Below are 22659 nucleotides of genomic sequence, written 5' to 3'. Positions count from 1 at the left end.
TCAAGGATAAGTGCGGGAAAACGGCCGGGCCGCACCCCTCGGAAGGGATGCGGCCCGGCCGCGTACGGATGCCGTCGAGGGTGCTTACGCCTCGAACACCTCACGCACCAGCTGCTCCTGCTCCGCCTGGTGCCGCTTGGCCGAACCCACGGCGGGGGACGAGCTGTGCGGGCGGGAGATGCGGCGCAGCCGCTCGCCGTGCGGGACGTCGGCGCCGACCGCCAGGTCCAGGTGGTCGATCAGGTTGAGGGCGATGAAGGGCCACGCGCCCTGGTTCGCCGGCTCCTCCTGGGCCCACAGGTACTTCTCGGCGTTCGGGTACTTCTTGATCTCCGCCTGGACCTCGGCACCCGGCAGCGGGTAGAGGCGCTCGAGGCGGATGATCGCCGTCTCGGCGGCCGCCGGGTCCGTGGCGCCGCGCTTCTGCCGCTCGGCCTCCAGGTCGTAGTAGACCTTGCCGGCGCAGAACACGACCTTCTTGACGGCGGCCGGGTCGACCGAGTCGTCGCCGATGACCGGGCGGAACTCGCCCGTCGTGAACTCCTCCGCCTTCGACGCGGCGGCCTTCAGGCGCAGCATCGACTTCGGGGTGAAGACCACCAGCGGCTTGTGGTGCGGGTTGTGCACCTGCCACCGCAGGAGGTGGAAGTAGTTCGACGGCAGGGTCGGCATGGCGACCGTCATGTTGTTCTGCGCGCAGAGCTGCAGGAACCGCTCCGGGCGGGCCGAGGAGTGGTCCGGGCCCTGGCCCTCGTAGCCGTGCGGGAGGAGCAGGACGACGCCGGAGGTCTGCGCCCACTTCTGCTCGGCCGAGGAGATGAACTCGTCCACGACCGTCTGGGCGCCGTTGACGAAGTCGCCGAACTGCGCCTCCCACATCACGAGCGCGTCGGGGCGGGCCAGCGAGTAGCCGTACTCGAAGCCCATCGCCGCGTACTCGGACAGGAGCGAGTTGTAGACGTTCAGGCGCGCCTGGTCCTCGGAGAGGTACATCAGCGGCGTGAACTCCTCGCCCGTCTCACGGTCGATGATCACCGCGTGACGCTGGCCGAAGGTGCCGCGCTGCGAGTCCTGGCCGGCGAGGCGGACCGGGGTGCCCTCAAGCAGGAGGGAGCCGATCGCGAGGGTCTCGCCCATGCCCCAGTCGATCGTGCCGTCCTCGACCATCGACGCCCGGCGCTGGAGCTGCGGAAGCAGACGCGGGTGGGCGGTGATGTGGTCCGGGACGTTGACCTGGGACTCGGCGATGCGCTTGACGACCTCGGCCGTGACCGAGGTGTTCACCGAGACGGGGAAGCCGTCCTGCGGGTCGTGGGACGGGGCGGACGCCGGCTGCGACGTGGCCTCGCGGACCTCGGTGAAGACCTTCTCCAGCTGGCCCTGGTAGTCCTGCAGGGCCTGCTCGGCCTCTTCCAGGGTGATGTCGCCGCGACCGATGAGGGACTCGGTGTAGAGCTTGCGCACCGAGCGCTTCTTGTCGATCAGGTCGTACATCAGCGGCTGGGTGAAGGCCGGGTTGTCCGACTCGTTGTGTCCGCGGCGGCGGTAGCAGATGAGGTCGATCACCACGTCCTTGTTGAACGCCTGGCGGAACTCGAAGGCGAGCCGCGCGACGCGGACCACGGCCTCCGGGTCGTCGCCGTTCACGTGGAAGATCGGGGCCTCGATCATCCTGGCCACGTCCGTCGCGTACATCGACGAGCGGGAGGACTCGGGGGCCGCGGTGAAGCCGACCTGGTTGTTGATGACGATGTGGACCGTGCCGCCGGTGCGGTAGCCGCGCAGCTGCGACATGTTCAGGGTCTCGGCCACCACGCCCTGGCCCGCGAAGGCCGCGTCGCCGTGGAGGGCCACCGGCAGGACGGTGAAGTCAGTGCCGCCCTTGTTGATGATGTCCTGCTTGGCGCGGGCGACGCCTTCCAGGACCGGGTCCACCGCCTCCAGGTGCGAGGGGTTCGCGACCAGGGAGACCTTGATCTGCTCGCCGTCGAGGCCGGTGAAGGTGCCCTCGGCGCCCAGGTGGTACTTCACGTCGCCGGAGCCGTGCATCGACTTCGGGTCGAGGTTGCCCTCGAACTCGCGGAAGATCTGCGCGTACGACTTGCCGACGATGTTGGCGAGGACGTTCAGGCGGCCGCGGTGGGCCATACCGATGACGACCTCGTCCAGGCGGGACTCGGCCGCGCTGTCGATGACCGCGTCGAGCAGCGGGATGACGGACTCGCCGCCCTCCAGGGAGAAGCGCTTCTGGCCGACGTACTTCGTCTGCAGGAAGGTCTCGAACGCCTCCGCCGCGTTCAGCCGGCGCAGGATGCGCAGCTGCTCCTCGCGCTCCGGCTTGGTGTGCGGGCGCTCGATGCGGTCCTGGATCCACTTGCGCTGCTTCGGGTCCTGGATGTGCATGAACTCGATGCCGGTCGTACGGCAGTACGAGTCGCGCAGGACGCCGAGGATGTCGCGGAGCTTCATCAGGGACTTGCCGGCGAAGCCGCCGACCGCGAACTCGCGCTCCAGGTCCCACAGGGTGAGCCCGTGCTCGGTGATGTCGAGGTCGGGGTGCTTGCGCTGGCGGTACTCCAGCGGGTCGGTGTCGGCCATGACGTGGCCGCGGACCCGGTAGGAGTGGATCAGCTCGAAGACGCGGGCGGCCTTGGTGACGTCGTCGTCGTGGCTGGCGTCGATGTCCTTGAGCCAGCGGACCGGCTCGTAGGGGATGCGCAGGGCCTCGAAGATGTCGTCGTAGAAGCCGTTCTCGCCGAGCAGCAGGTTCGCGACCTGGCGGAGGAACTCGCCGGAGGCGGCGCCCTGGATCACCCGGTGGTCGTAGGTCGACGTGAGCGTCATGACCTTCGAGATGCCGAGCTTGTTCAGGGTGTCCTGGCTGGTGCCCTGGAACTCGGCCGGGTAGTCCATGGAGCCGACGCCCATGATCACGGACTGGCCGGGCATCAGACGCGGCACGGAGTGGACGGTGCCGAGGCCGCCGGGGTTGGTCAGGGAGACCGTGACGCCGGTGAAGTCGTCCATCGTCAGCTTGCCGTCGCGGGCGCGGCGGACGATGTCCTCGTAGGCCTGCCAGAACTCGAAGAAGTTCAGCGTCTCGGCCTTCTTGATCGCCGCGACGACGAGCTGGCGGTCGCCGTTCGGCTTGACCAGGTCGATGGCGAGACCGAGGTTGACGTGCGGCGGCTTGATGAGGGTCGGCTTGCCGTCCTTCTCACCGAAGGACCAGTTCATCGACGGCATCGCCTTGATGGCCTGCACCATCGCGTAGCCGATCAGGTGCGTGAAGGAGATCTTCCCGCCCCGGGCGCGCTTCAGGTGGTTGTTGATGACGATGCGGTTGTCGAACAGCAGCTTCACCGGGACCGCGCGCACGGACGTGGCCGTGGGCAGCTCCAGGGAGGCGTTCATGTTCTTCGCGACGGCGGCGGCGGGGCCGCGCAGCGTGATCAGCTCCGGGCCCTCGGCGGGAGCGGCCGGTGCGGCCTGCTTCGCGGGGGCGGCGGCCGCCTTCGCCGGCGTGGCGGCCGCGGGCTTCGCGGCGGCCGGGGCCGGGGCAGCGGCGGCGGGCTTCGGAGCGGCCGGAGTGGGCGCGGCCGGAGCCGCGGGAGCGGCCTGGGCCGGGGCGGTGGGCGCCGCGGGCGTGGTGGTCGCCGGGGCCCCCTTCGCCGCAGTACCCGCCGGAGCCGAGGCGGCGGCGGCCCCCGGCTTGTAGTCGGCGAAGAAGTCCCACCAGGCTCGGTCTACCGAATTCGGGTCCTGGAGGTACTGCTGATAGATCTCGTCGACGAGCCACTCGTTCGGACCGAAGGCCGCGGCGGGGTTCTTACCCGCTTGGTCTGCGTCGGTCGAGATGCTCGAGTTACTGGGGGACTGTGGCGACACGGCGGCAACCGCCCTCTTCCGCTTCACAAGGTGATGGACAGCGGGAATAAAGGCTACGCCTCCGTGGCCGGGAAGGTCAGGTCGAGCCCCTTCATCGTCGCGTAAGTCACATCGGAGCGCGTGTTTCGGGGCTGGAAATGGCGGGAAACAAGCGGGGTTCCGGTCCGGAAAGGGTGAGGTGAGCGCCGATCGGGCATGCGTCGGCCGGGGCCTGCGGCGATGAACGCGCGGCCCGCTCCGTGAACGCACCTGATCACACGTGTCCGCCGGCGCGGATCGAACGTGGATCTTGTGGCTCCGGTTCGAACTTTACGTCAACTTGGCAGAGATGTAAGCCCTGGGAGGATGAGCGAAATCTGGCAAGGGGGAGGGGATTCGGCCACGGTCTGGTGGGTACCGACTTCGGGGCCGCCGCCCCGGGCCCCGCGACGCTGGGGCCGACGGTGCGTGTGTGTCCTGCGGGTGCGCTGTGGCTTGTCGCGCAGCTCCCCGCGCCCCTGGAACTCGTCGCACAGTTCCCCGCACAGTTCCCCGCGCCCCTGACCTGGAAGGCACCGAGCGCGCCCCATGTCCGCGAGGGCCGCGGAGGACTCGCGAGCGACCACGGCTGCGCCGGAGGGGGCCGACCACCGCAACCCGTGAACTCCGCCGCGGCGGAGCCCTACGGCTGGGGTGAGCGGGTGGGGGGTGCTCCCGGCAGGGCCACCTGGATGCGGCAGCCCTTGGGAGACTCGGCGACCCCGATGCGGCCGCCGTGGAGGTCGACGGCCCAGCGGGCGATGGCGAGGCCGAGGCCGGTGCCGCCGTCGCTGCCGGGGCCGTGGGGGCGGCTCACCGCACCCCGGTTGAAGCGTTCGAAGACCCGGTGCCACTCCGACTCGGGGATGCCGGGACCCTCGTCCAGCACTTCGAGGTCCAGCGACTCCGGCGTGGGCCCCCGGCGGGCCCGCACGGTGACACGACCGTGCGGAGGGCTGTGCTTGACCGCGTTGTCGATGAGGTTGGCGACCACCTGGTGGATGCGCTCGGGGTCCGCGTGCGCGGTCAGCTCCGGGGGATGGACGTCGAGGTGGAGGTGGACGTCCTTGCGGGTGTGGCTGCCGGAGCCGGAGGCCATGCCCCCGCGCGCGCTGGCGACCATCTGGGTCTCCTTGAGGACCCCGGACAGGTACGGCCACACCTCGAAACGGCGTTTGCGGAGCGGGACGACGCCATGGTCGAGGCGGGAGAGGTCGAGCAGCGTCTCGACCAGCCGGCCCAGCCGCTCCGTCTGCTTCAGCGCCGTACGCATCGTCTCGGGGTCGGCGGTCGCGATGCCGTCCACGATGTTCTCCAGGACGGCCCGCAGCCCCGCGATGGGGGTGCGGAGCTCGTGCGAGACGTTCGCCACAAGCTCCTTGCGCTGCCGGTCCTGGGCCTCCAGCTCGTCGGCCATCAGATTGATCGTGTGGGCCAGGTCGCCCAGCTCGTCCCGGCGGTTCTCGCTGACCCGCCGGGTGTAGTCGCCGCGCGAGATCGAACGGGCGACCGCGTTCATCTCGTCCAGTGGGGCGGTGAGCGAATGCGCCACGAACTGCGTGATCAACAGTGTGGCGATCATCGAGAACACCGTGATGAAGCGCAGCTCCGTCTTGGTGTGCACGGCGATCATCGACAGACCGGTGGTGATCAGGACGGAGACGACGACGAGCGTGCCCAGTTTCGTCTTGATCGAGAACGGCCGCAGACCTCCCAGCGGTCCCGCGACCCTCCGTGACTGTGCGTCACCGATGTTCCCCGACCGTGGGTCACCGACTCCGCTCATATCGCCACCAGCCCCCTGTGCCTACGCAGGTCCGACGCGCGCGGTACGGGCGCGGCTCAGGGAGTCGGGGTCTCCAGCGCGTACCCGACACCGTGCACCGTGCGGATCCGCTCCGCGCCGATCTTCCGCCGCAGCGCCTTGATGTGGCTGTCCACGGTCCGCGTCCCGGACGCGTCCGCCCAGTCCCAGACCTCGGCGAGCAGCTGTTCGCGCGAGAGTACGGCACGCGGCGTGTTCGCGAGACATACGAGCAGGTCGAACTCGGTGGGGGTGAGGTGGACGTCCTCGCTGCGCACCCTGACACGGCGCTGCGCGTGGTCGATCTCCAGCTCGCCGAGGCGCAGGATGCCCGAGCGCGGGGTGGTGGCGGCCAGCGCGGCCCGCTCCACGCGACGCAGCAGCACATGGACGCGCGCGGCCAGTTCCCGCATGGAGAACGGCTTGGTCATGTAGTCGTCGGCACCGACCCCGAGTCCGACCAGCATGTCCGTCTCGTCGTCCCGCGCGGTGAGCATCAGCACGGGGACGGGCCGCTGGGCCTGGACGCGCCGGCACACCTCCAGGCCGTCGAAGCCGGGCAGCATGATGTCGAGGATCAGCAGGTCGGGCTGCCACGCCTCCGCCGTGTCCACGGCCGCGGGCCCGTCGGACGCGGTCTGCACGACGAAACCCTCGGCGCGCAGGCGGGCCGCGATGGCGTCGACGATCGTCGGGTCGTCCTCGACCACGAGCACCCGGCGCTGTGCGCCCGGGGTCGCCGTCGTGCCGCTGTGGGAGGTGTGTGTCTGCTCCATCGCCCGCCCCTGAGTTGCTTTCCGGAATCCGTGGGGTGATCCCTTGACTACGCATGGCTGCGCATGACTGCGATTGACGCTTGAATGATCGGCGCCAGGCAAGCAGGGTACGGGCAGTCACCACGCCAGGGCTATCCAGGTCGGACCGCGAGGTGCACCACGTCCGGAACTCCTCGGGCAACCGGGATCTCTTCGGTACGCACCTGATGGAACCCGGCATTCCCCAAGGTTTCCTCGAATTCCGGGGAGGGCTGTGCCGACCACACGGCCAGCACCCCGCCGGGGTTCAACACCCTTGCGCAGCTTGCCAATCCGGCCGGTGAGTACAGGTTTTCGTTGCTGTCGGAGACGGTCCAGCCGGGCCCGTTGTCGATGTCCAGGCAGAGCGCGTCGAACGTGGCGCAAGTCTCATTGACGTACTCGACCAGATCGGCTTGGACGATCTCCGTGCGCGGGTCCGCGAGGGCGGACGCGGACAGTTCGGCGAGGGGGCCCGCGCGGTGCCAGTCGATGACGGCCGGTTCGCGTTCCACGACGGTGATCGCGCCCCAACTCGGGTTCGCTGCGGCGTGTGCGAGCGAGAAGCCCACGCCCAGGCCGCCGATGAGCACGCTCGGCTGAAAACGTCCGGCCAGCGCGTCGAGGGCGGCGTCGACCAGCAGTCGCTCCGAGCGCCCGTCGGAGGTGTCCATCAGGAAGCACCCGTTGGCGATGATCTGCAACAGCTCCCCGTGCCGCCGCAGGACGACCTCGCCGTAGGGGCCCTCGTGCCGGTCGATGACTTCGGGTACGTCGATGGTGGTCATCCGTCCATCTTTACGCGTCCCCCGCGCGACGGCGGCTGAATTACGACCGCTGCGCCGGGCCTTGGTGTGTTCGGAGCGTCGACCCGGCGCGACGGGGCGTGTTCAGATCCCCAGACCGTGCCCGAACGGGAAGAGGGGGTCCTCGGCGGCGTCCGGCGCGTCCGGCCGGGGCGTCTCCACCGAGGCCGTGCAGCGCGGGAGTTCGAACGGCAGCCGTCCCTCCGCCCGCGCCCGGCCGAAGGCCACGTCGAGCAACGCCGTGTCGGAGGCCCCGTAGTCGGCGACGAGCGCGCCCGCCTTCGCCGCGATCCCCGGCAGGGCGGCGGGCTGTTCGACGGTGACGCAGACCAGCGTGGGCACGCCCTCCAGCAGCGCGAGGACCTCCCGCTGCCGTTCCTCGTACGGCGTTCGCAGGCGCAGTACGGCCACGTCCGCGTGGGCCGGATCGGCGACGACATTGCCGTACCGGGACGCCGTTTGGGCGCCCACGCCGTCGACGTACAGGTTCGGGCGGTCGGTGAGGGGCAGCAGGGAGTGGTTGGTGAGGACCGTGAGTGAGCGGCGCTGGGCCGTGGCGCCGAGGGCGGTGAACTCGGCCGCGCCGACGGTCTCCTCGGCCCGGTCCGGGTCGACGTGGCACCGCTCGAACAGCCCGAGCAGGAACTTTTCCCGCAGCAGCCGGCGTACGGAGGCGTCGAGGCGCTCCTCGGAGATCCGGCCGGAACGCACCAGCTCCACGACGACCTCGGGGCAACGCTCGCCGACGAACTGGTCGACGCCCACGTCCAGGGCCGTCGCCGCGCGCCCGGCGACGGAGAGGCGCCCGGCGCTCCCGCCGGGGTTTTCGTGCGGCGCGCCCGGGGCGGTCGAGCCGGTGAGCAGTCCGCGCTCGGCGCAGACGACGCCGTCGAAGCGGAGGCGTTCGCGCAGCAGGTGAGTCGGGGTGCCCTGGCCGGAGTCGGACCCGGAGCCGAACGCGGAGCCCGCCGCCTCCTCGTCCGAGGTCCCCACCGGTCGGCCGGGGTGCGGCATCAGCCGCGAGCACCCGGCGTCGACGGCCGCCTCGACCGGGGCGAGGGAGCGGTCCCTGCCAGGGAACGCCGTGATCATGGCGGCGACGGAACGCGGGCCGAGCCGGGGCCCCTGAAGCCCGCGCACATAGGCCCGGACGAGTTCGCTCGACAGGTCGGCGGACGAGCCGAAGGTGCCGGGCCGGTCGGCTGGTCGGAGGGCGGGGTCGAGGTCGTGATGGGCGGGGACCGAGTGGACCGTGTGGACCGTGTGGACCGTGTGGACCGTGTGGACCGCGGGGAGTACCGGGTGCGTGGCGACCCGGAAGCCCAGCGACAGATACTCCCGGCGGACGGTGTCGCCGAACCGTTCCATCAGCTCCGTGTCACCGATGGCGGCCAGGCCCGGCGGCGCGGGCCAGGCGGAGAACGGGGCGGCGGCGAAGGGCGCGCCCGGCTGGTCGGTGAACGTGTGGCGCGGGTCGGTGGACAGGGTGACCGGGATGCCGAGCCGGGTGTCCGACGCGAGCGCCTGGAGCCGGTTGACCCACTCCGCCGTCTCCCGGACGCCGTAGCCGCCCGCGAGGTGGAAGTGGGTCAGGTGACCGTCCGTCACCAGCGCGGTGGTGTCGTACGGCTGGGACTCGCCTCCCTCGCAGAGCCTGCCGTCCTCGTGCGTCGTCAGCGTCGTCAGCGTCGTCAGCGTCGTCAGTGTCGTCACCGTCGCCTGGAAGAGCTGGCCGGCCTTTTCCTCGAGCGTCATCCGGGCCAGCAGGTCCGCCACCCGTTCGTCGACGGAACGATTCGGGTCGCGGTAGTCGGGGGTGGGCATCCGCCATTCCTTGTACGTGGGGTACGGGAGGAGCGTGGGGGGCGACGGGGCCGGTGCCGGCCCGTTTCAGGGAAGCAGCAATACCGAGTGGGTACTAGGTTTTGGCCCCGTGGCCAGAATCACCTGGCGCACGGCTTGCTGAACGGGGGTCGGTGACTCGTGTAACCGGCGGTTCGCGTTGCCGCGTCGTTGGGCTGGGGGAGGGCTAGTGTGGCGCGCATGGCGCGGAACCGGAGCTCCGGGGGGTCTGCCGAGGAACCCGGCAGACGGCCGCCGCCCGCCGTCCGTGCGCCCCGCGGCTCGTACGCCGTCGGAGACGAACGGCGGCAGCGCATTCTCGACACGGCCGTCGACCACTTCGCCCGGTGGGGCTTCCACGCCTCCTCCCTCGCCCGCATCGCCAAGGACGCCGGCATCACCCAGGGCGGTCTGCTGCACCACTTCCCCTCCAAGGACGACCTCCTCATCCACGTGCTGGAACGCGCCGACGAGACCGACCGGGAGCGGTTCTTCACGCGCGAGTTCGAGTCGGCCGCGGAGATGTTCTCGGCGCTCGTGCGGCTCGTCGAGCACAACAGCGGGCGGCCGGCGCGTACGCGGATGTTCGACGTCCTGGCGGCGGAGGCGGGTGACCCCGGGCATCCCGCCCACGCGTACTTCACCCGCCGGTACGCGGAGCGGGTGGAGGTTGTGTCGGACGTACTGCGGCGGGCGGCGCGGGACGGCGAACTGCGGCCCGACACGGACGCGGACGCCGTCGCGCGGGAGGTGGCCGCGGTGATGGACGGACTTCAGCTCCAATGGGTGCTGGCCCCCGAGGAGTTCGACTTGGCGGGACGGTTCCGGGTGTACGCGGAGCGGGTGTCGCGGGGGCTGTCGGGGGAGGGGGAAGTGGGTCCCGATCCGCCCTGGAGAGGAGAGCGAAAGGCTGTCGACTCGCTGTGAATCCCGGTGAAGGTGGCGCAGGTCACAGACATCGGGGTGCCGGGGTGCCGATGGTGGAGCGAAACGGAGGGAGCGCTTCATCTTGGATGGCGTGGAGACCGAGGCAGGGCCGAACCGGACCGACGTGACCGCGTCGGCCGCCGGGCCGCTCCTGGACGGAATCCCACGACAGCCGGGCACGACGACTCGGCCGCGGGGCAGGGGGAGGGCCGAGCCTTCGGGTTCGGGCGGGGGCCGGCCGGCTGACGCCGCGGGACTCGACGAGCAACTACCAGCTGGCGCTTCCGGAGTGGACGAGCAACAACCAACCGACGCTTCCAGACTCGACGACCAACAACCGGCTGCCCCTTTCCGGCTCGGCGAGGAACGGCCGACGACCCGGCCTTTCGGGGTCGGTGAGGTGCGGTCGACCGGGTGTTCCCCGACCGGTGTGGAACGGGCGGCGCGGCCTTTCGGGGTCGACCAGGGGCAATCAACGGTCACGCCTTGTCGGGTCGGTCGGGAGCGCAGAACCCGCCTCCCGCGTCCCTGGCGTCTGCTCCCCACCCCCTCCGGTACGCCCTTCACCTTCTGGTACCTGGCCCTGCTGATGGTGACCTCCGCCGTCGCCGAGTACGCGGACCCGGATCTCGTCCACGCCCTCCACCAGGGGTTCAGCACGGACGTGGCGCATCTCGTGGGCGCCCCCGTACCGGTGCTGGTCGCGAGCGCGCTGTGGATCGCCGGCGGGGTGGCGTCGCCGTACGCGCTGGGCTTCGTGCTCGTGCTGACCGCGCTGGAACGCCGGATCGGCGGTCGGTGGACGGCCGCGGTCTTCCTCTCGGGCCATGTCCTCGCCACCCTCGCCACGGAGGTCCCGGTCGCCCTGACCGTCCTGACCGGCGGGCTGCCCGGCAGCTCACTGCACCGCCTCGACTACGGGATCAGCTTCGGCGTGGCGGCGAGTGTGGGCGCGCTGGCGGGCCTGCTGCCGTGGTGGTCGCGCTGGCCGCTGCTGCTCGCCTTCGGCTGGATGCTCGTGGAGGACCTGATCGCCTTCACGGACCCGATGACCAACTGGGGGCACCTGATCGCCCTCGCGATCGGGGTCGCCACCTGGCCGGTGGTACGACGGTGGCGGCGGCCGTCCCCGGCCCGCGACGCCCGAAGGCCACACCCCGTGCCCCCGGTGAAGGCTGCCGCCTAGGCGGCCGGTCGGCCGTCGAACCGTGCCGTCGTCAGTGGGGCGACCGTCGTCCAGCCCAGGGACTCGTACAGGGCCCGGCCCTCCGGTGTGCCGCCCAGTACGCCGAGCTCCGCGCCCTGTTCGAGCGCGGCCCGCGTCAGGGTGCGCATGACGAGCGTGCCGAGTCCCCGGCGGCGGTGGGACGCGGACGTCTCGATCTGGTCCACGACAGCCGTCCGCCCGGTCGGGGCGATCTGTCCGCGCGCGGCCCAGGAGCCGTCCGGTGCGGCGACCATCACGCGGATCACACCGCCCCGGGCCCAGGTGCGCAGGCGGTAGCCCTCCGGGACGGTGGCGGCCGGTGGCTCCTGCGCGCTCAGGGGTACGGCCATCAGCCAGCCCGGCTCCGGGTCCACCCACCAGCTCTCGCCCAGCCAGGGGGCGACCCTCGACGCCTCGGCGAAGACCTTGAGCCACACCCCGGACCCGGTGACCGAGTCGGCCACCTTCCGGACCGTCCCCTCCTCGACGTCGTCGTGCGTCGCCGCGAGGACATGGCGGGTGACGTGAGCGGCCGTGCCGTTGTCGATCGTGTAGCCCCAGGGCTCCACCACCGGAGGCGCCGCCCCGCGTGAGACGACCCAGCCGTCGACCCAGGCCCGCACGATTCCGTCCACTGTCGCCCCCGCGTGTATCTGGATGGGTGGAGTTAGGTGATGCCAATGCTCGCTGTAATGGGTGATAGCGCCAACAGGGTATTACCCTCGGCTCCCGTCTGTCTCCGGGTCACCGCGGTGTCCTCTGATCGCCCACAGCGAACACCCCGTCCCTCGGGGAACATCCGAAGGCTCATGTGCATTGAGTCGGCATAGCTCAACTTGAATGCCGAGGGAGAGATCATGGCTTCGATGTCCGCACCGCTCACCCTGCCCGTACTGCCGCTCGACGACGAGGTCGTGCTGCCCGGCATGGTGGTTCCGCTGGACCTCAATGACACGGACGTACGGGCCGCGGTGGAGGCCGCGCAGGCGGCGGCGCGGACCGAACGCGGCAAGCCGCGGGTGCTGTTGGTGCCGCGGATCGACGGCGCGTACGCGAGCACGGGCGTGCTCGGCACCGTCGAGCAGGTGGGGCGGCTGGCCGACGGCGACCCGGGCGCGCTGATCCGGGGCCGCGGCCGCGTGAGGATCGGCGCCGGGACCACCGGGCCCGGGGCCGCGCTCTGGGTCGAGGGGACCAGCGTCGAGGAGAGCGTGCCGGAGCCGCTGCCCGGCCATGTCGCCGAACTCGTCAAGGAGTACAAGGCCCTCGCCACCAGTTGGCTGCGCAAGCGCGGCGCCTGGCAGGTCGTGGACCGGGTGCAGGCGATCGACGACGTCTCCGCGCTGGCCGACAACTCCGGGTACTCCCCGTTCCTGACCACCGATCAGAAGGTGCAGCTGCTGGAGACGGCCGACCCGGTCGCCCGGCTGAAGCTCGCCACCCAGCAGCTCCGCGACCACCTCGCCGAGCAGGACGTCGCCGAGACCATCGCCAAGGACGTCCAGGAGGGCGTCGACAAGCAGCAGAGGGAGTTCCTGCTGCGGCGTCAGCTCGAAGCGGTCCGCAAGGAACTGCGCGAGCTGAACGGCGAGAAGGAGGGCGAGGAGTCCGACGACTACCGCGCCCGGGTCGAGGCCGCCGACCTGCCCGAGAAGGTCCGGGAGGCCGCGCTCAAGGAGGTCGACAAGCTGGAGCGGTCCAGCGACCAGTCCCCCGAGGGCGGCTGGATCCGCACCTGGCTCGACACCGTGCTCGAACTGCCCTGGAACGAGCGGACCGAGGACGCCTACGACATCCAGGGCGCGAAGGGCGTCCTGGACGCCGAGCACGCGGGCCTGGAGGACGTGAAGGAGCGGATCACCGAGTACCTCGCCGTGCGCAAGCGGCGCTCCGACCGCGGGCTCGGTGTCGTCGGCGGCCGGCGCGGCGGCGCCGTGCTCGCCCTCGTCGGGCCGCCCGGCGTCGGCAAGACCAGCCTCGGCGAGTCCGTGGCGCACGCCATGGGCCGCAAGTTCGTCCGGGTCGCCCTCGGCGGCGTACGGGACGAGGCGGAGATCCGCGGTCACCGGCGCACGTACGTGGGCGCGCTGCCCGGCCGGATCGTCCGCGCCATCAAGGAGGCGGGCTCGATGAACCCGGTCGTCCTGCTCGACGAGATCGACAAGGTCGGCTCCGACTTCCGGGGCGACCCGGCCGCCGCGCTGCTCGAAGTCCTCGACCCCGCGCAGAACCACACCTTCCGGGACCACTACCTGGAGGTGGAGCTGGACCTCAGCGACGTCGTCTTCCTCGCCACGGCCAACGTCCTGGAAGCCATCCCCGAGGCGCTGCTCGACCGTATGGAACTGGTCCGGCTGGACGGCTACACGGAGGACGAGAAGGTCGTCATCGCCCGGGACCACCTGGTGCCGCGGCAGCTGGAGCGGGCCGGGCTCGACGCCGAGGAGGTGACCCTCGACGAGAGCGCGCTGCGCAAGCTCGCCGGCGAGTACACCCGCGAGGCCGGCGTGCGGAACCTGGAGCGGTCGGTCGCCCGGCTGCTGCGCAAGGTGGCCGCCCAGCACGAACTGGGCGAGCGGGAGCTGCCGTTCACCGTCACCGACGCCGACCTGCGCGCACTGATCGGGCGCCCGCACCACGTGCCCGAGTCGGCCCAGGACCCGGCGGAGCGGCGTACGGCCGTCCCCGGTGTGGCGACGGGGCTCGCGGTCACCGGCGCGGGCGGCGACGTCCTCTACGTCGAGGCGTCGCTGGCCGACCCGGAGACGGGCGCGGCGGGTCTGACGCTCACCGGGCAGCTGGGCGACGTGATGAAGGAGTCCGCGCAGATCGCGCTCTCCTTCCTGCGCTCGCACGGCGCCGAACTGGAACTGCCCGTCGCCGATCTGAAGGACCGGGGCGTGCACATCCACTTCCCGGCGGGCGCGGTGCCCAAGGACGGGCCGAGCGCCGGTGTCACCATGACGACGGCCCTGGCCTCGCTGCTGTCCGGCCGGCTGGTCCGCACGGATGTGGCGATGACCGGTGAGGTCTCGCTCACCGGGCGGGTCCTGCCCATCGGCGGCGTCAAGCAGAAGCTGCTCGCCGCGCACCGGGCCGGGGTCACCACGGTGATCATCCCCAAGCGCAACGAGCCCGACCTGGACGACGTCCCCGCCGAGGTCCTCGACAAGCTGGAGGTCCACGCCGTCACCGACGTCCGCCAGGTGCTGGAACTGGCCCTCGCCCCGGCGGAGGTGGCGGTCCCGGCGGCGGCCTGACGAAGACACGGCGACACGGCGACACGGCGGTACGACCACCCGACGGTATGACCGCACGACGGGACGGCCGCCCGGCGCACGGGCGGCCCCGTGAAGCTCCGGTGGTGACGTGACGGACATCCGCCGGACGAGGGAAGGCCCGGGTCCCGTGAGGGAGGCCCGGGCCTCTCCCTTGGGCGCCCGCCCGGGCGGCACCCGGCGCGCGCGTCTTCCCGCGGTCCGCGTCATCCCGCACCTGCGGAATACTTACGGCGCCGCCCGCGGCGACGGTCCCCGGCGGAAACCTTCGGCAACTTCTCGGCGACGAGGAACGGGATCAGGAGCGCTGACGTGCAGGACGAGGGCGGAATCGGCGGCGAGGGCGACAGCGTGCCCGGAACGCCGACCGGCGGTATGGACCAGGCGTTCCTCGCGCTGGAGCGGGAACTGACGGTCCTGCTGCGGCGCGCCCGCGCCAAGTCGGGCGAGATGGCCCGGGCCGTCCACCCGGACCTGGAGTCCGCCGCGTACGGCCTGCTCGCCCGGCTCGACGAGACGGGACGGCTGCGCGCCACGGAACTCGCCGCGTACATCGGTGTCGGCAAGGCCACGATGTCCCGTCAGCTGCGTGCCCTCGAACACCTCGGCCTCATCGCCCGCGAACCCGACCCCGCCGACGGCCGCGCCTGGCTCGTCCACCTCACGGACGAGGGGCGGGCCCGGTTCCGTGCGGTGCGGGACGCCCGGCGGGTCGCCTACGTGCGTCAGCTGGCCGACTGGGACCGCGACGAGGTGGCCCAGCTCGCCCGGCTGCTCCACCAGCTGAACCGGGGCGTCGAGGGCTGATCCCGCTCACAGCTCCGCGAACACCACGCTCGCGTCGTCATGGGTCTTCGCCCGGCCCAGGAACAGCCGTTCGGTGTCGGCGGCCTCCAGCTCCCTCACGCGCTCCACCAGGGCGGCCGCGCCCTCCTTCCGCAGATAGGTGAAGCAGTCCTCCCAGCCGCCCTCGCGGAACGTCTGCACCCAGCGGGTCGCCCCGTCCGTCAACGCGGCCAGGCAACGCACCCGTTCGCGTGGGACCACCCCCGTCACCGCCCGTACGGCCACCGCGGGATCGGCCGCCGCCGTCCAGAAGCCGCCCTCCTTGTTGCGGACCGTGGAGTCGGCGATCGCGGCGGTGGCCAGGGAGGCGCGCGGCAGTTCGGACAGACGGTCGTCCAGCACCGTCGTCACCAGGCCGTCCGGCCCTTCGAACAGCAACGCCGAGTCGGAGAGGACCAGGTACTCCACCGTCTCGTGCGACCACCGCGCCAGAACCACTGTGGCCTGAGGGGTTCTTGGGTGAGAAAGGTCACAGGTTTGGCCGTGTGCCCGGGCGGTACGAGAGATGGCCTGTGCGAGGACGGCGGTCAGGGGTGAATCCCGTTCCGAAAGGGACAGTTCGGTCAGGGTGCCGCCCAGGCGGGAGGTGAACCACGCGACCGAATGTCGACAGCCGTAGTCGGTGGGCGGAGGTGTCACGCCGTCGAGGACGACCACGGCGCCGCCCTGTCCCCCGGCGGGAAGCGCGACCGACGCGAAGTCCTCGTTGGGGCGGGCGGGATCGCCGGGCTCCGAGACGAGTTCCGTACGCATTCGGCCAGTCTGCACGAGCCCTCCACAAGATCCGTGAAAGGCCGACAATGGTCGCCGTAGGGACCGGACCCTCCAGGCCGGGCGCCGGGTTTGGCATGGAATGATCGTGAGTGGTGAAGCGCGGCGGCGAATACTGCCAAAGCGCGTCGCCGACGTCCAACCGGCCGACCGCCCGGGCCATCGGCACGAGCCGGTGGAACTTGCCCGCCAACTCCCCGGGCATGTTCACTCCTTCGGGTGGCGGGACTGATGATGCGGGACCACCACCCACCGGCACTGGGAGGGTCGGGAGCCGTACCGGGGGGACGCTCACAAGTTGACGGAACGTCACCCGGGCCCATGGGTACACGAGTCAGGAATGCGAGCACCGGTGCAGAAGACGCGGCCTCGGCGCACAGGCAAGAAGGCAGCTTCGAAGGCCCCCGCGGCCTCCCCGAACCAGCAGGGGACGGCGCAGCAGGCCCCCACCGTCGGCACCGGGCGCAAGGCGCACGTACGCAACCGGCTCATCATCGCCGTGGCCGTCGTGGCCGCCGCCATCGCGGCCGCCGGGGCGCCCTCGATCCTCGCGGCCTCGGAGCAACTGCACGACACCCAGAGCCTGGTCACGCTCGCCGAGCAGACCCAGGAGACGCTCACCCTCGCCCACGCGCTCGCCGACGAGCGTGACGAGGTCACCGCGTACATCGCCGCCGGGCGGCCCAAGTCGGCCGCGCCCGACGAGCAGCGCGCCGACCGCGTCGACCGCCAGGTCGCGGAGCTGAGTGCCGATACCGACACCTCCGCCGCGCTGCGCCAGGACATCCGGTCCATCGCCGCCGTACGGAAAGCGGCGCTCTCCGGCAAGAGCACCGCTCTCGAAGCGCACCAGGCGTACACCGCCGTCGTCACCGAACTCCACGCGCTCGCCGAGGAACTCGCCCAGCAGCTGCCGCCCCGCGCGGGCGGCGGGGCGTACGCCCTCGCCGAACTCGACACCGCCGTCCAGCAGGCCGCCGCCGCCCGCGGCCTCCTCGTCGCCGCGCTCAGCGTCCCGAGCACGACGCAGACCGTCATCGACCCGGCCACCGGGCTGCCCACCACCACGACCGGCTCCTCCGCCGCCGACGAGAAGCAGCGCGACGCCCTCTCGGCCGCCGCGCAGCAGGCCCGCGTCCGCTCCGACGCCGCCCTCGCCCACTTCCGCGAGACCGCGCCCGCCACCGCACGCTCCTCGTACGACGCCACGGTCACCGGCCCCGAGGCCGACACCGCCGAGAAGTACCTGGCACGCCTCACCGACCAGCCCGCCCTCTCCGACGACGAGAAGACCACCGGCGCAGCCAAGGTCGACGCCGCGCTCTCCGCCCGCGTCGACCTGATGCGCGGCGCCGAGTCCTCCCTCTACGACCGGCGCACCAAGGACCTCGCGCAGCTGCGCGACGACGACGTGACCGCGCTGGAGATCCGGGTCGCCCTCCTCGGCGCCCTGATGCTCGTCGCCGTCGGTGTCGCCACCGGCATGGCCCGCTCGCTCACCCGCCCGCTCGCGGTGCTGCGCATCGGCTCCGCCCGCGTCGCCGGTGACCCGCTGGCCGAGGAACCCGTCAAGTTCACCGGCCGCAACGACGAGTTCGCCCAGGTCGTACGCTCCGTCAACGCGCTCCACGCGCACGCCCTCGCCCTGCACGAGCGGCTCGCGCCCCTGGAGGGCGACCGCAAGCACCTCATCGGCCAGCGCCAGACCATGGCCGACGAACGCGACCGGCTGCGCGCCGAACTCGCCGAGGCCGGCGCCCACCTGGGCCGGATCCAGCACAGCATCCACGGCACGTTCGTCAACCTGGCGCTGCGCACCCTCGGCCTCGTCGAGCGGCAGCTCGCCGTCATCGAGTCCCTGGAGGAGCGCGAGCAGGACCCCGACCGGCTCGCCACGCTCTTCAAGCTCGACCACTTCGCGACCGTCATGCGCCGCCACAGCGAGAACCTCCTCGTCCTCGCCGGCCACGAGCACATCCAGCACCACGCCGGAGCCGTCCCGCTGGTCGACGTCGTGCGCGCCGCGGTCAGCGAGATCGAGCGCTACGAGCGGGTCCGCATCGCCGCGCTGCCGCCGAGCGCCCAGATCGCCGGGTTCGCCGCCGACGACCTCAGCCACCTCCTCGCCGAACTCCTGGAGAACGGCACCACGTTCTCGCCGCCGGAGATGAGCGTCGAGGTCTCCGGCTGGCTGATGGAGAACGGCGAGGTCACCGTCTCCGTCCAGGACGGCGGCATCGGCATCCCCGCCGAGCGGCTCGCGAAGCTCAACGCCCGCCTCACCGACTTCGACCCCGAGGCCCCTTACGACCAGGAGGACGGCGAGGGCCTCGGCCTCGGCCTCTACGTCGTGGCCCGCCTCGCCCACCGGCTCGGCACCCGCGTCCGGCTCCAGGAACAGACGCCGGGTGGCACCGCGGCGGTCGTCGTCCTGCCGAAGTCGCTCCTGGCCACCGCCCCGGCCGCGCCCGCCGCGGGGCCGTCACCCGCCGCGGGGCCCGTGCTGTCCATGCCGGGCGTCGCCGCCGAGACCAACGACGGCGCCCTGCCCGCCCGTACCGTCGCCGTGCGCGAACCGGAGGGCGACGGCGACCCGCTGATCGAGGCCGCGGAACGGGCGCTGCTCGCCCGGGAGGCCGCCGACACCGCCGGGCACGCGGCGGGAGCGGCCGACGCGGCGGACACCGAGGACACCGCACCCGTGACGGACGCACCCGCCACCGGCGCACCCGGTACGGACGAACCCGTCCCGGACGCACCGGGCACGGGCACGGGCACCGGCGAGGACGCCGACGCCCGCACGGACACGGACGCGGACACCCACACGGACACGGCCGACCGCGCGGGGAACGCGGACCCGGCCGGGGACGTGGAGGACGACGGCGTACGGCGGGACGCGCCGGGAGCACCGGCGGAGTCCGTCTCCGAGACCACCATGGAGCTGTTCGCTCCCGTGGTCCCGGAGCCGGCCGCCGGCGAGGACGCCGGCGACCCGTACGGCATCGGCCCCGACACTCATGAGCGCGCCGCCGACGAGGGGGACGCGGCACGCACGTCGGAGAAGGCCCCGCGCCTCACCGACAAGGGCCTGCCCAAGCGCACGCCCCGGATCACCGCTCCCGTGCCCACGACCCCCAGGCCGCGCGCGGGGGGCGTGAACGCCGAAGAACTCAGGCGTCGGCTCGGCGGGTTCCACCAGGGGGCCAAGGAGGGACGCCGTGACGTCGAGGCGGAGATCGCCGAGCAGTCGGGCGAGACACGGGCACCCGAGCCACAGGAGTACCGGACAGAGGCAGTTGACACCACGGGGGGCACTTCCGAGGAGGCAAGCAGTTGACCGCGCCCAGTACCTTCGGCTTGAGCAGTGAAGCCCGCAACCTGCACTGGCTGCTGACCAACCTCGTCGAGGAGGTGCCGGGACTGCTGTCGGTCGCGGTGGTCTCCTCCGACGGTCTGCTCCTGCTCTCCTCCGACCCCGGCCGCAACGCCGAGGCCCGCGAGGCCCGGGGCGAACGGCCCCAGGGCCCCCGCGGCTCCGCCGCCGACCTCGCCACCATCGTCTCCGGCATCGGCAGCCTCACCGTCGGCGCCGCCAAGCTGATGGAGTTCGGCGGGGTCAAGCAGACGATGGTCGCGATGGACGAGGGCAGCCTCTTCGTGATGTCGATCAGCGACGGCTCGCTGCTCGGCGTTCACGGCTCCCCCGACTGCGACATGAGCGTGGTGGCGTACCACATGGCCCTCTTCGTCGGCCGCGCCGGACACGTCCTCACGCCCGAGCTGCGCGGCGAACTGCGCAGGTCCCTGGAGGCCGAGGAGATCGAGGCGGCCGGGAGCAGGCGATGAGCGGCGCGAAGAGGACGAGGTCGCGCGCCCCCAAACCGGGCTCGGCGAGGAAGCCGGGCCCGCAGCGAACCCCCCACAAGAGGCTCCCGGTGCGCGGAGGGGACCGCAAACCCGCCCGCGTACGCCCCTACTCGCTGACCGGCGGCCGCACCCGCTTCGGTCATGTGCTCCTCGTCGAGACCTTCGTCGCCGTCCTCGAAGCCCCGGCAGCGGGGCCGGAGCCAGCCCTGGGCACCGTCCAGCCGGCCGGTGCCGGGGGAGGTCCACTCACCGCCAAGGTGATGCCCGAGGTCCGGGCCATCGTCGAACTCTGCCGCCGTATGCGGACGGTGGCGGAGATCGCCGCGCTGCTCAAGATGCCGCTCGGTGTGGTCCGCGTCCTCCTCAGCGATCTCGCGGACCAGGGAAAGATCCGTGTGTACGGAACAGGTCACGGCCCGGGACAGCCGGACCGCGCTCTGCTGGAAAGGGTGCTGAGTGGACTCCGCCGTCTCTGACGCCGCCTCGCCTGGCGTCACCCCCGACGCCTCGCCCGGCGTCACCCCGGGCGTCACCGTCGACGCCCCCCGCCCCGGCGGCTTCGCCCGGGCCGCCTCCCGCGGTCTCGACCGCCTGTCAGGGTCGCCCGCGCCCCGGTGTGAACCGGAGCCCGAGGAGGACCTCAAACCCTGGCAGGCCGACCTCTCCCGCGCCCCCATCGCCACCAAGATCGTGGTGGCGGGCGGCTTCGGCGTGGGCAAGACCACCCTCGTCGGCGCGGTCTCCGAAATCACCCCGCTGCGCACCGAGGCCCTGATGACCGAGGCCAGCGCCGCCACGGACGACCTCTCCGCGACCCCGGACAAGATCACCACCACCGTGGCCATGGACTACGGCCGCATCACCCTCGACGACGACCTCGTCCTCTACCTGTTCGGCACGCCCGGCCAGGAGCGGTTCTGGTTCATGTGGGACGACCTGGTGCGCGGCGCGATCGGTGCCATCGTCCTGGCCGACACCCGCCGCCTCACCGACTGCTTCCCCGCGCTCGACTACTTCGAGAGCTGCGGCCTGCCGTACATCGTCGCCGTCAACGAGTTCGACGACAGCGACCGGTACGAGCCGGAGGATGTACGGGACGCGCTGACCGTGCCCGCCCATGTACCTGTCATGATCATGGACGCGCGGGACCGGGCCTCGGTACTGCAGACCCTGCTCGCGCTCTGCGGCCACGCGATATCCGTCAGCCCCGAGTAGCCCCGGCGAGGGCACGGGGCACAGAGGCGTAGGAGGAGACCAGTCCCGATGCGGAAGATACTCGTCGTCGGAGCCGGCCAGTCCGGGCTCCAGCTCGCCCTCGGCCTCCAGTCGCACGGGTACGAGGTCACGCTGATGTCCAACCGTACGGCGGACGAGATCCGGCACGGGCGGGTCATGTCGACGCAGTGCATGTTCCCCACCGCGTTGCGGCACGAGCGGGACCTCGGGCTGAACTTCTGGGAGTCCCAGACCCCGAAGATGGCGGGTATCGGCGTCTCCGTCTCCGGCCCCGGCGCCGAGCGCCTCGTCGACTGGGTCGGGCGGCTCGACGGGTACGCCCAGTCCGTCGACCAGCGGGTGAAGATGGCCGGCTGGCTGGACACCTTCGCCCAGCGGGGCGGTCAACTGGTCATCCACGGCGCGGCCGTCTCCGACCTCGACTACTTCGCCCGCCTCTACGACCTGGTCCTGGTCGCCGCGGGCAAGGGCGAGCTGGTCTCCATGTTCGCCCGGGACCCCGCCCGTTCGCCGTTCACCCGGCCCCAGCGCTCCCTCGCGGCGGCGTACGTGCACGGTCTGGAGCCCCACCCCGAGCACCCCGACTACGAGGCCGCCCACTGCAACCTGGTCCCCGGCGTCGGTGAACTCTTCGTCACCTCCACGCTGACCACGTCCGGACGGGCCGACCTGCTCTTCTGGGAGGGGGTGCCCGGCGGTCCCGCCGACGTCTTCGACGGCGTCACCGACCCGGCCGAGCACCTCGCCCTGACCCTGGACCTCATGGAGCGGTTCGTCCCCTGGGAGCACGCGCGGACCGGCCGGGTCGAACTCACCGACGCGGGCGGGGTGCTGTCCGGCCGCTACACCCCCGTCGTGCGGCAGCCGGTCGCCCGGCTGCCCGGGGGCGGGCTGGCCTTCGGAGTGGCCGACGTGGTCGTGGCCAACGACCCGCTCACCGGGCAGGGCGCCAACACGGCGTCCAAGTGCGCGGCGGCGTATCTGCGGGCCATCCTGGACCACGGGGACGCCGAGTTCGACGAGGCGTGGATGCGGCGCACGTTCGAGCGGTTCTGGGCGGAGACGGCGGGCCCGGCGACGAAGTGGACGAACACGATGCTCGGCGGGCCGCCGGACCACGTGCTGACCCTGATCGGAGCGGCCGGCGCCCTTCCCCGCGTGGCCGACCGCTTCGCAGGCGGCTTCGACGACCCGGCCGACTTCGAGAACTACTTCTTCGAGGCGGAGAAGACGGAGGCCTACCTGTCGGAGGTCGCGGGCGGCTAGGCGGTGTTGTGAAGGTCCCGCACCGCACCCCCGGCGCCCGGCGCCGGGCCGCTGAGCTGCGGCGGGAGTCATCCCGTGGGACATTGGTGATGAACGCCCGAGATCTCTT

At 71.8% G+C, this 22659-nt stretch carries 16 protein-coding genes; 9 read left to right on the top strand and 7 right to left on the bottom strand.

What is annotated here, in order from left to right:
• Nucleotides 1–84: 84 nt before the first annotated feature.
• From ACZ4Z2_RS26855 to ACZ4Z2_RS26835, 5 genes are all read right to left on the bottom strand, one after another.
• On the bottom strand, nucleotides 85–3888 hold the full coding sequence (locus ACZ4Z2_RS26855; protein ID WP_468079327.1) for a multifunctional oxoglutarate decarboxylase/oxoglutarate dehydrogenase thiamine pyrophosphate-binding subunit/dihydrolipoyllysine-residue succinyltransferase subunit: 3804 nt from the start codon (nucleotides 3886–3888) through the stop codon (nucleotides 85–87).
• A gap of 661 nt (nucleotides 3889–4549) precedes the next feature.
• Nucleotides 4550–5692 carry a HAMP domain-containing sensor histidine kinase gene (locus tag ACZ4Z2_RS26850; RefSeq protein WP_468079326.1) on the bottom strand — a complete coding sequence of 381 codons (1143 nt, stop codon included), beginning with the start codon at nucleotides 5690–5692 and terminating at the stop codon, nucleotides 4550–4552.
• Nucleotides 5693–5748: 56 nt separating this feature from the next.
• Nucleotides 5749–6486 carry a response regulator transcription factor gene (locus tag ACZ4Z2_RS26845; RefSeq protein WP_468079324.1) on the bottom strand — a complete coding sequence of 246 codons (738 nt, stop codon included), beginning with the start codon at nucleotides 6484–6486 and terminating at the stop codon, nucleotides 5749–5751.
• A gap of 131 nt (nucleotides 6487–6617) precedes the next feature.
• Nucleotides 6618–7292, bottom strand: a complete 675-nt coding sequence (locus tag ACZ4Z2_RS26840) for a spermine/spermidine synthase domain-containing protein (protein WP_468079323.1) — start codon at nucleotides 7290–7292, stop codon at nucleotides 6618–6620.
• Nucleotides 7293–7394: 102 nt separating this feature from the next.
• On the bottom strand, nucleotides 7395–9134 hold the full coding sequence (locus ACZ4Z2_RS26835; protein WP_468079322.1) for a glycoside hydrolase family 3 protein: 1740 nt from the start codon (nucleotides 9132–9134) through the stop codon (nucleotides 7395–7397).
• Nucleotides 9135–9353: 219 nt separating this feature from the next.
• Here ACZ4Z2_RS26835 and ACZ4Z2_RS26830 point away from each other — a divergent pair, with 219 nt between their 5' ends.
• Together ACZ4Z2_RS26830 and ACZ4Z2_RS26825 are read left to right on the top strand one after the other, a co-directional pair.
• Nucleotides 9354–10079: a TetR/AcrR family transcriptional regulator gene (locus ACZ4Z2_RS26830; RefSeq protein ID WP_468079320.1), complete on the top strand. Its 726-nt coding sequence runs from the start codon at nucleotides 9354–9356 to the stop codon at nucleotides 10077–10079.
• Nucleotides 10080–10509: 430 nt separating this feature from the next.
• Nucleotides 10510–11265 carry a rhomboid-like protein gene (locus tag ACZ4Z2_RS26825; RefSeq protein ID WP_468079319.1) on the top strand — a complete coding sequence of 252 codons (756 nt, stop codon included), beginning with the start codon at nucleotides 10510–10512 and terminating at the stop codon, nucleotides 11263–11265.
• Here the strand turns inward: ACZ4Z2_RS26825 and ACZ4Z2_RS26820 are convergent.
• Nucleotides 11262–11921 (bottom strand): GNAT family N-acetyltransferase, encoded by a 660-nt coding sequence (locus ACZ4Z2_RS26820; protein ID WP_468079318.1) that lies wholly within the window; start codon nucleotides 11919–11921, stop codon nucleotides 11262–11264. The genes ACZ4Z2_RS26825 and ACZ4Z2_RS26820 overlap by 4 nt on opposite strands.
• A gap of 222 nt (nucleotides 11922–12143) precedes the next feature.
• Between ACZ4Z2_RS26820 and lon the strand changes: the two genes are divergently transcribed.
• Together lon and ACZ4Z2_RS26810 are read left to right on the top strand one after the other, a co-directional pair.
• Nucleotides 12144–14546 carry an endopeptidase La gene (gene lon, locus ACZ4Z2_RS26815; RefSeq protein WP_468079317.1) on the top strand — a complete coding sequence of 801 codons (2403 nt, stop codon included), beginning with the start codon at nucleotides 12144–12146 and terminating at the stop codon, nucleotides 14544–14546.
• A 330-nt stretch (nucleotides 14547–14876) separates the two neighbouring features.
• Nucleotides 14877–15371, top strand: a complete 495-nt coding sequence (locus ACZ4Z2_RS26810) for a MarR family winged helix-turn-helix transcriptional regulator (RefSeq protein WP_468079316.1) — start codon at nucleotides 14877–14879, stop codon at nucleotides 15369–15371.
• Nucleotides 15372–15377: 6 nt separating this feature from the next.
• Here ACZ4Z2_RS26810 and ACZ4Z2_RS26805 read toward each other — a convergent pair whose 3' ends face one another.
• Nucleotides 15378–16163, bottom strand: coding sequence for a protein phosphatase 2C domain-containing protein (locus ACZ4Z2_RS26805; protein WP_468079314.1), 786 nt, complete (start codon nucleotides 16161–16163; stop codon nucleotides 15378–15380).
• Between the two features lie 370 nt (nucleotides 16164–16533).
• Between ACZ4Z2_RS26805 and ACZ4Z2_RS26800 the strand changes: the two genes are divergently transcribed.
• The 5 genes from ACZ4Z2_RS26800 to ACZ4Z2_RS26780 are packed head-to-tail and all read left to right on the top strand — an operon-like array spanning nucleotide 16534 to nucleotide 22550.
• Nucleotides 16534–19518: a sensor histidine kinase gene (locus ACZ4Z2_RS26800; RefSeq protein ID WP_468079313.1), complete on the top strand. Its 2985-nt coding sequence runs from the start codon at nucleotides 16534–16536 to the stop codon at nucleotides 19516–19518.
• Nucleotides 19515–20027, top strand: a complete 513-nt coding sequence (locus ACZ4Z2_RS26795) for a roadblock/LC7 domain-containing protein (RefSeq protein WP_468079312.1) — start codon at nucleotides 19515–19517, stop codon at nucleotides 20025–20027. The genes ACZ4Z2_RS26800 and ACZ4Z2_RS26795 overlap by 4 nt, the downstream gene beginning before the upstream one ends.
• Nucleotides 20024–20524 (top strand): DUF742 domain-containing protein, encoded by a 501-nt coding sequence (locus ACZ4Z2_RS26790; protein WP_468079310.1) that lies wholly within the window; start codon nucleotides 20024–20026, stop codon nucleotides 20522–20524. Before ACZ4Z2_RS26795 ends, ACZ4Z2_RS26790 begins: the two co-directional genes overlap by 4 nt.
• Entirely contained in the window at nucleotides 20505–21263 is a 759-nt protein-coding gene (locus tag ACZ4Z2_RS26785; protein ID WP_468079308.1) for a GTP-binding protein, read from the top strand. The genes ACZ4Z2_RS26790 and ACZ4Z2_RS26785 overlap by 20 nt, the downstream gene beginning before the upstream one ends.
• A 48-nt stretch (nucleotides 21264–21311) precedes the next feature.
• Nucleotides 21312–22550 (top strand): styrene monooxygenase/indole monooxygenase family protein, encoded by a 1239-nt coding sequence (locus tag ACZ4Z2_RS26780; protein WP_468079306.1) that lies wholly within the window; start codon nucleotides 21312–21314, stop codon nucleotides 22548–22550.
• Nucleotides 22551–22659: the final 109 nt, after the last annotated feature.

Source organism: Streptomyces sp. NPDC030183 (genome assembly GCF_055573455.1).
Note: the sequence above shows the minus strand (reverse complement) of the source record. Positions and strands in the feature narration are given on the sequence as shown.

Coding starts and splice junctions, on each gene's coding strand:
- ACZ4Z2_RS26850 (WP_468079326.1), bottom strand. CDS start 5,692: ATGAGCGGAGTCGGTGACCCACGGTCGGGGAACATCGGTGACGCACAG.
- ACZ4Z2_RS26845 (WP_468079324.1), bottom strand. CDS start 6,486: ATGGAGCAGACACACACCTCCCACAGCGGCACGACGGCGACCCCGGGC.
- ACZ4Z2_RS26840 (WP_468079323.1), bottom strand. CDS start 7,292: ATGACCACCATCGACGTACCCGAAGTCATCGACCGGCACGAGGGCCCC.
- ACZ4Z2_RS26835 (WP_468079322.1), bottom strand. CDS start 9,134: ATGCCCACCCCCGACTACCGCGACCCGAATCGTTCCGTCGACGAACGG.
- ACZ4Z2_RS26830 (WP_468079320.1), top strand. CDS start 9,354: ATGGCGCGGAACCGGAGCTCCGGGGGGTCTGCCGAGGAACCCGGCAGA.
- lon (WP_468079317.1), top strand. CDS start 12,144: ATGGCTTCGATGTCCGCACCGCTCACCCTGCCCGTACTGCCGCTCGAC.
- ACZ4Z2_RS26805 (WP_468079314.1), bottom strand. CDS start 16,163: ATGCGTACGGAACTCGTCTCGGAGCCCGGCGATCCCGCCCGCCCCAAC.
- ACZ4Z2_RS26790 (WP_468079310.1), top strand. CDS start 20,024: ATGAGCGGCGCGAAGAGGACGAGGTCGCGCGCCCCCAAACCGGGCTCG.
- ACZ4Z2_RS26780 (WP_468079306.1), top strand. CDS start 21,312: ATGCGGAAGATACTCGTCGTCGGAGCCGGCCAGTCCGGGCTCCAGCTC.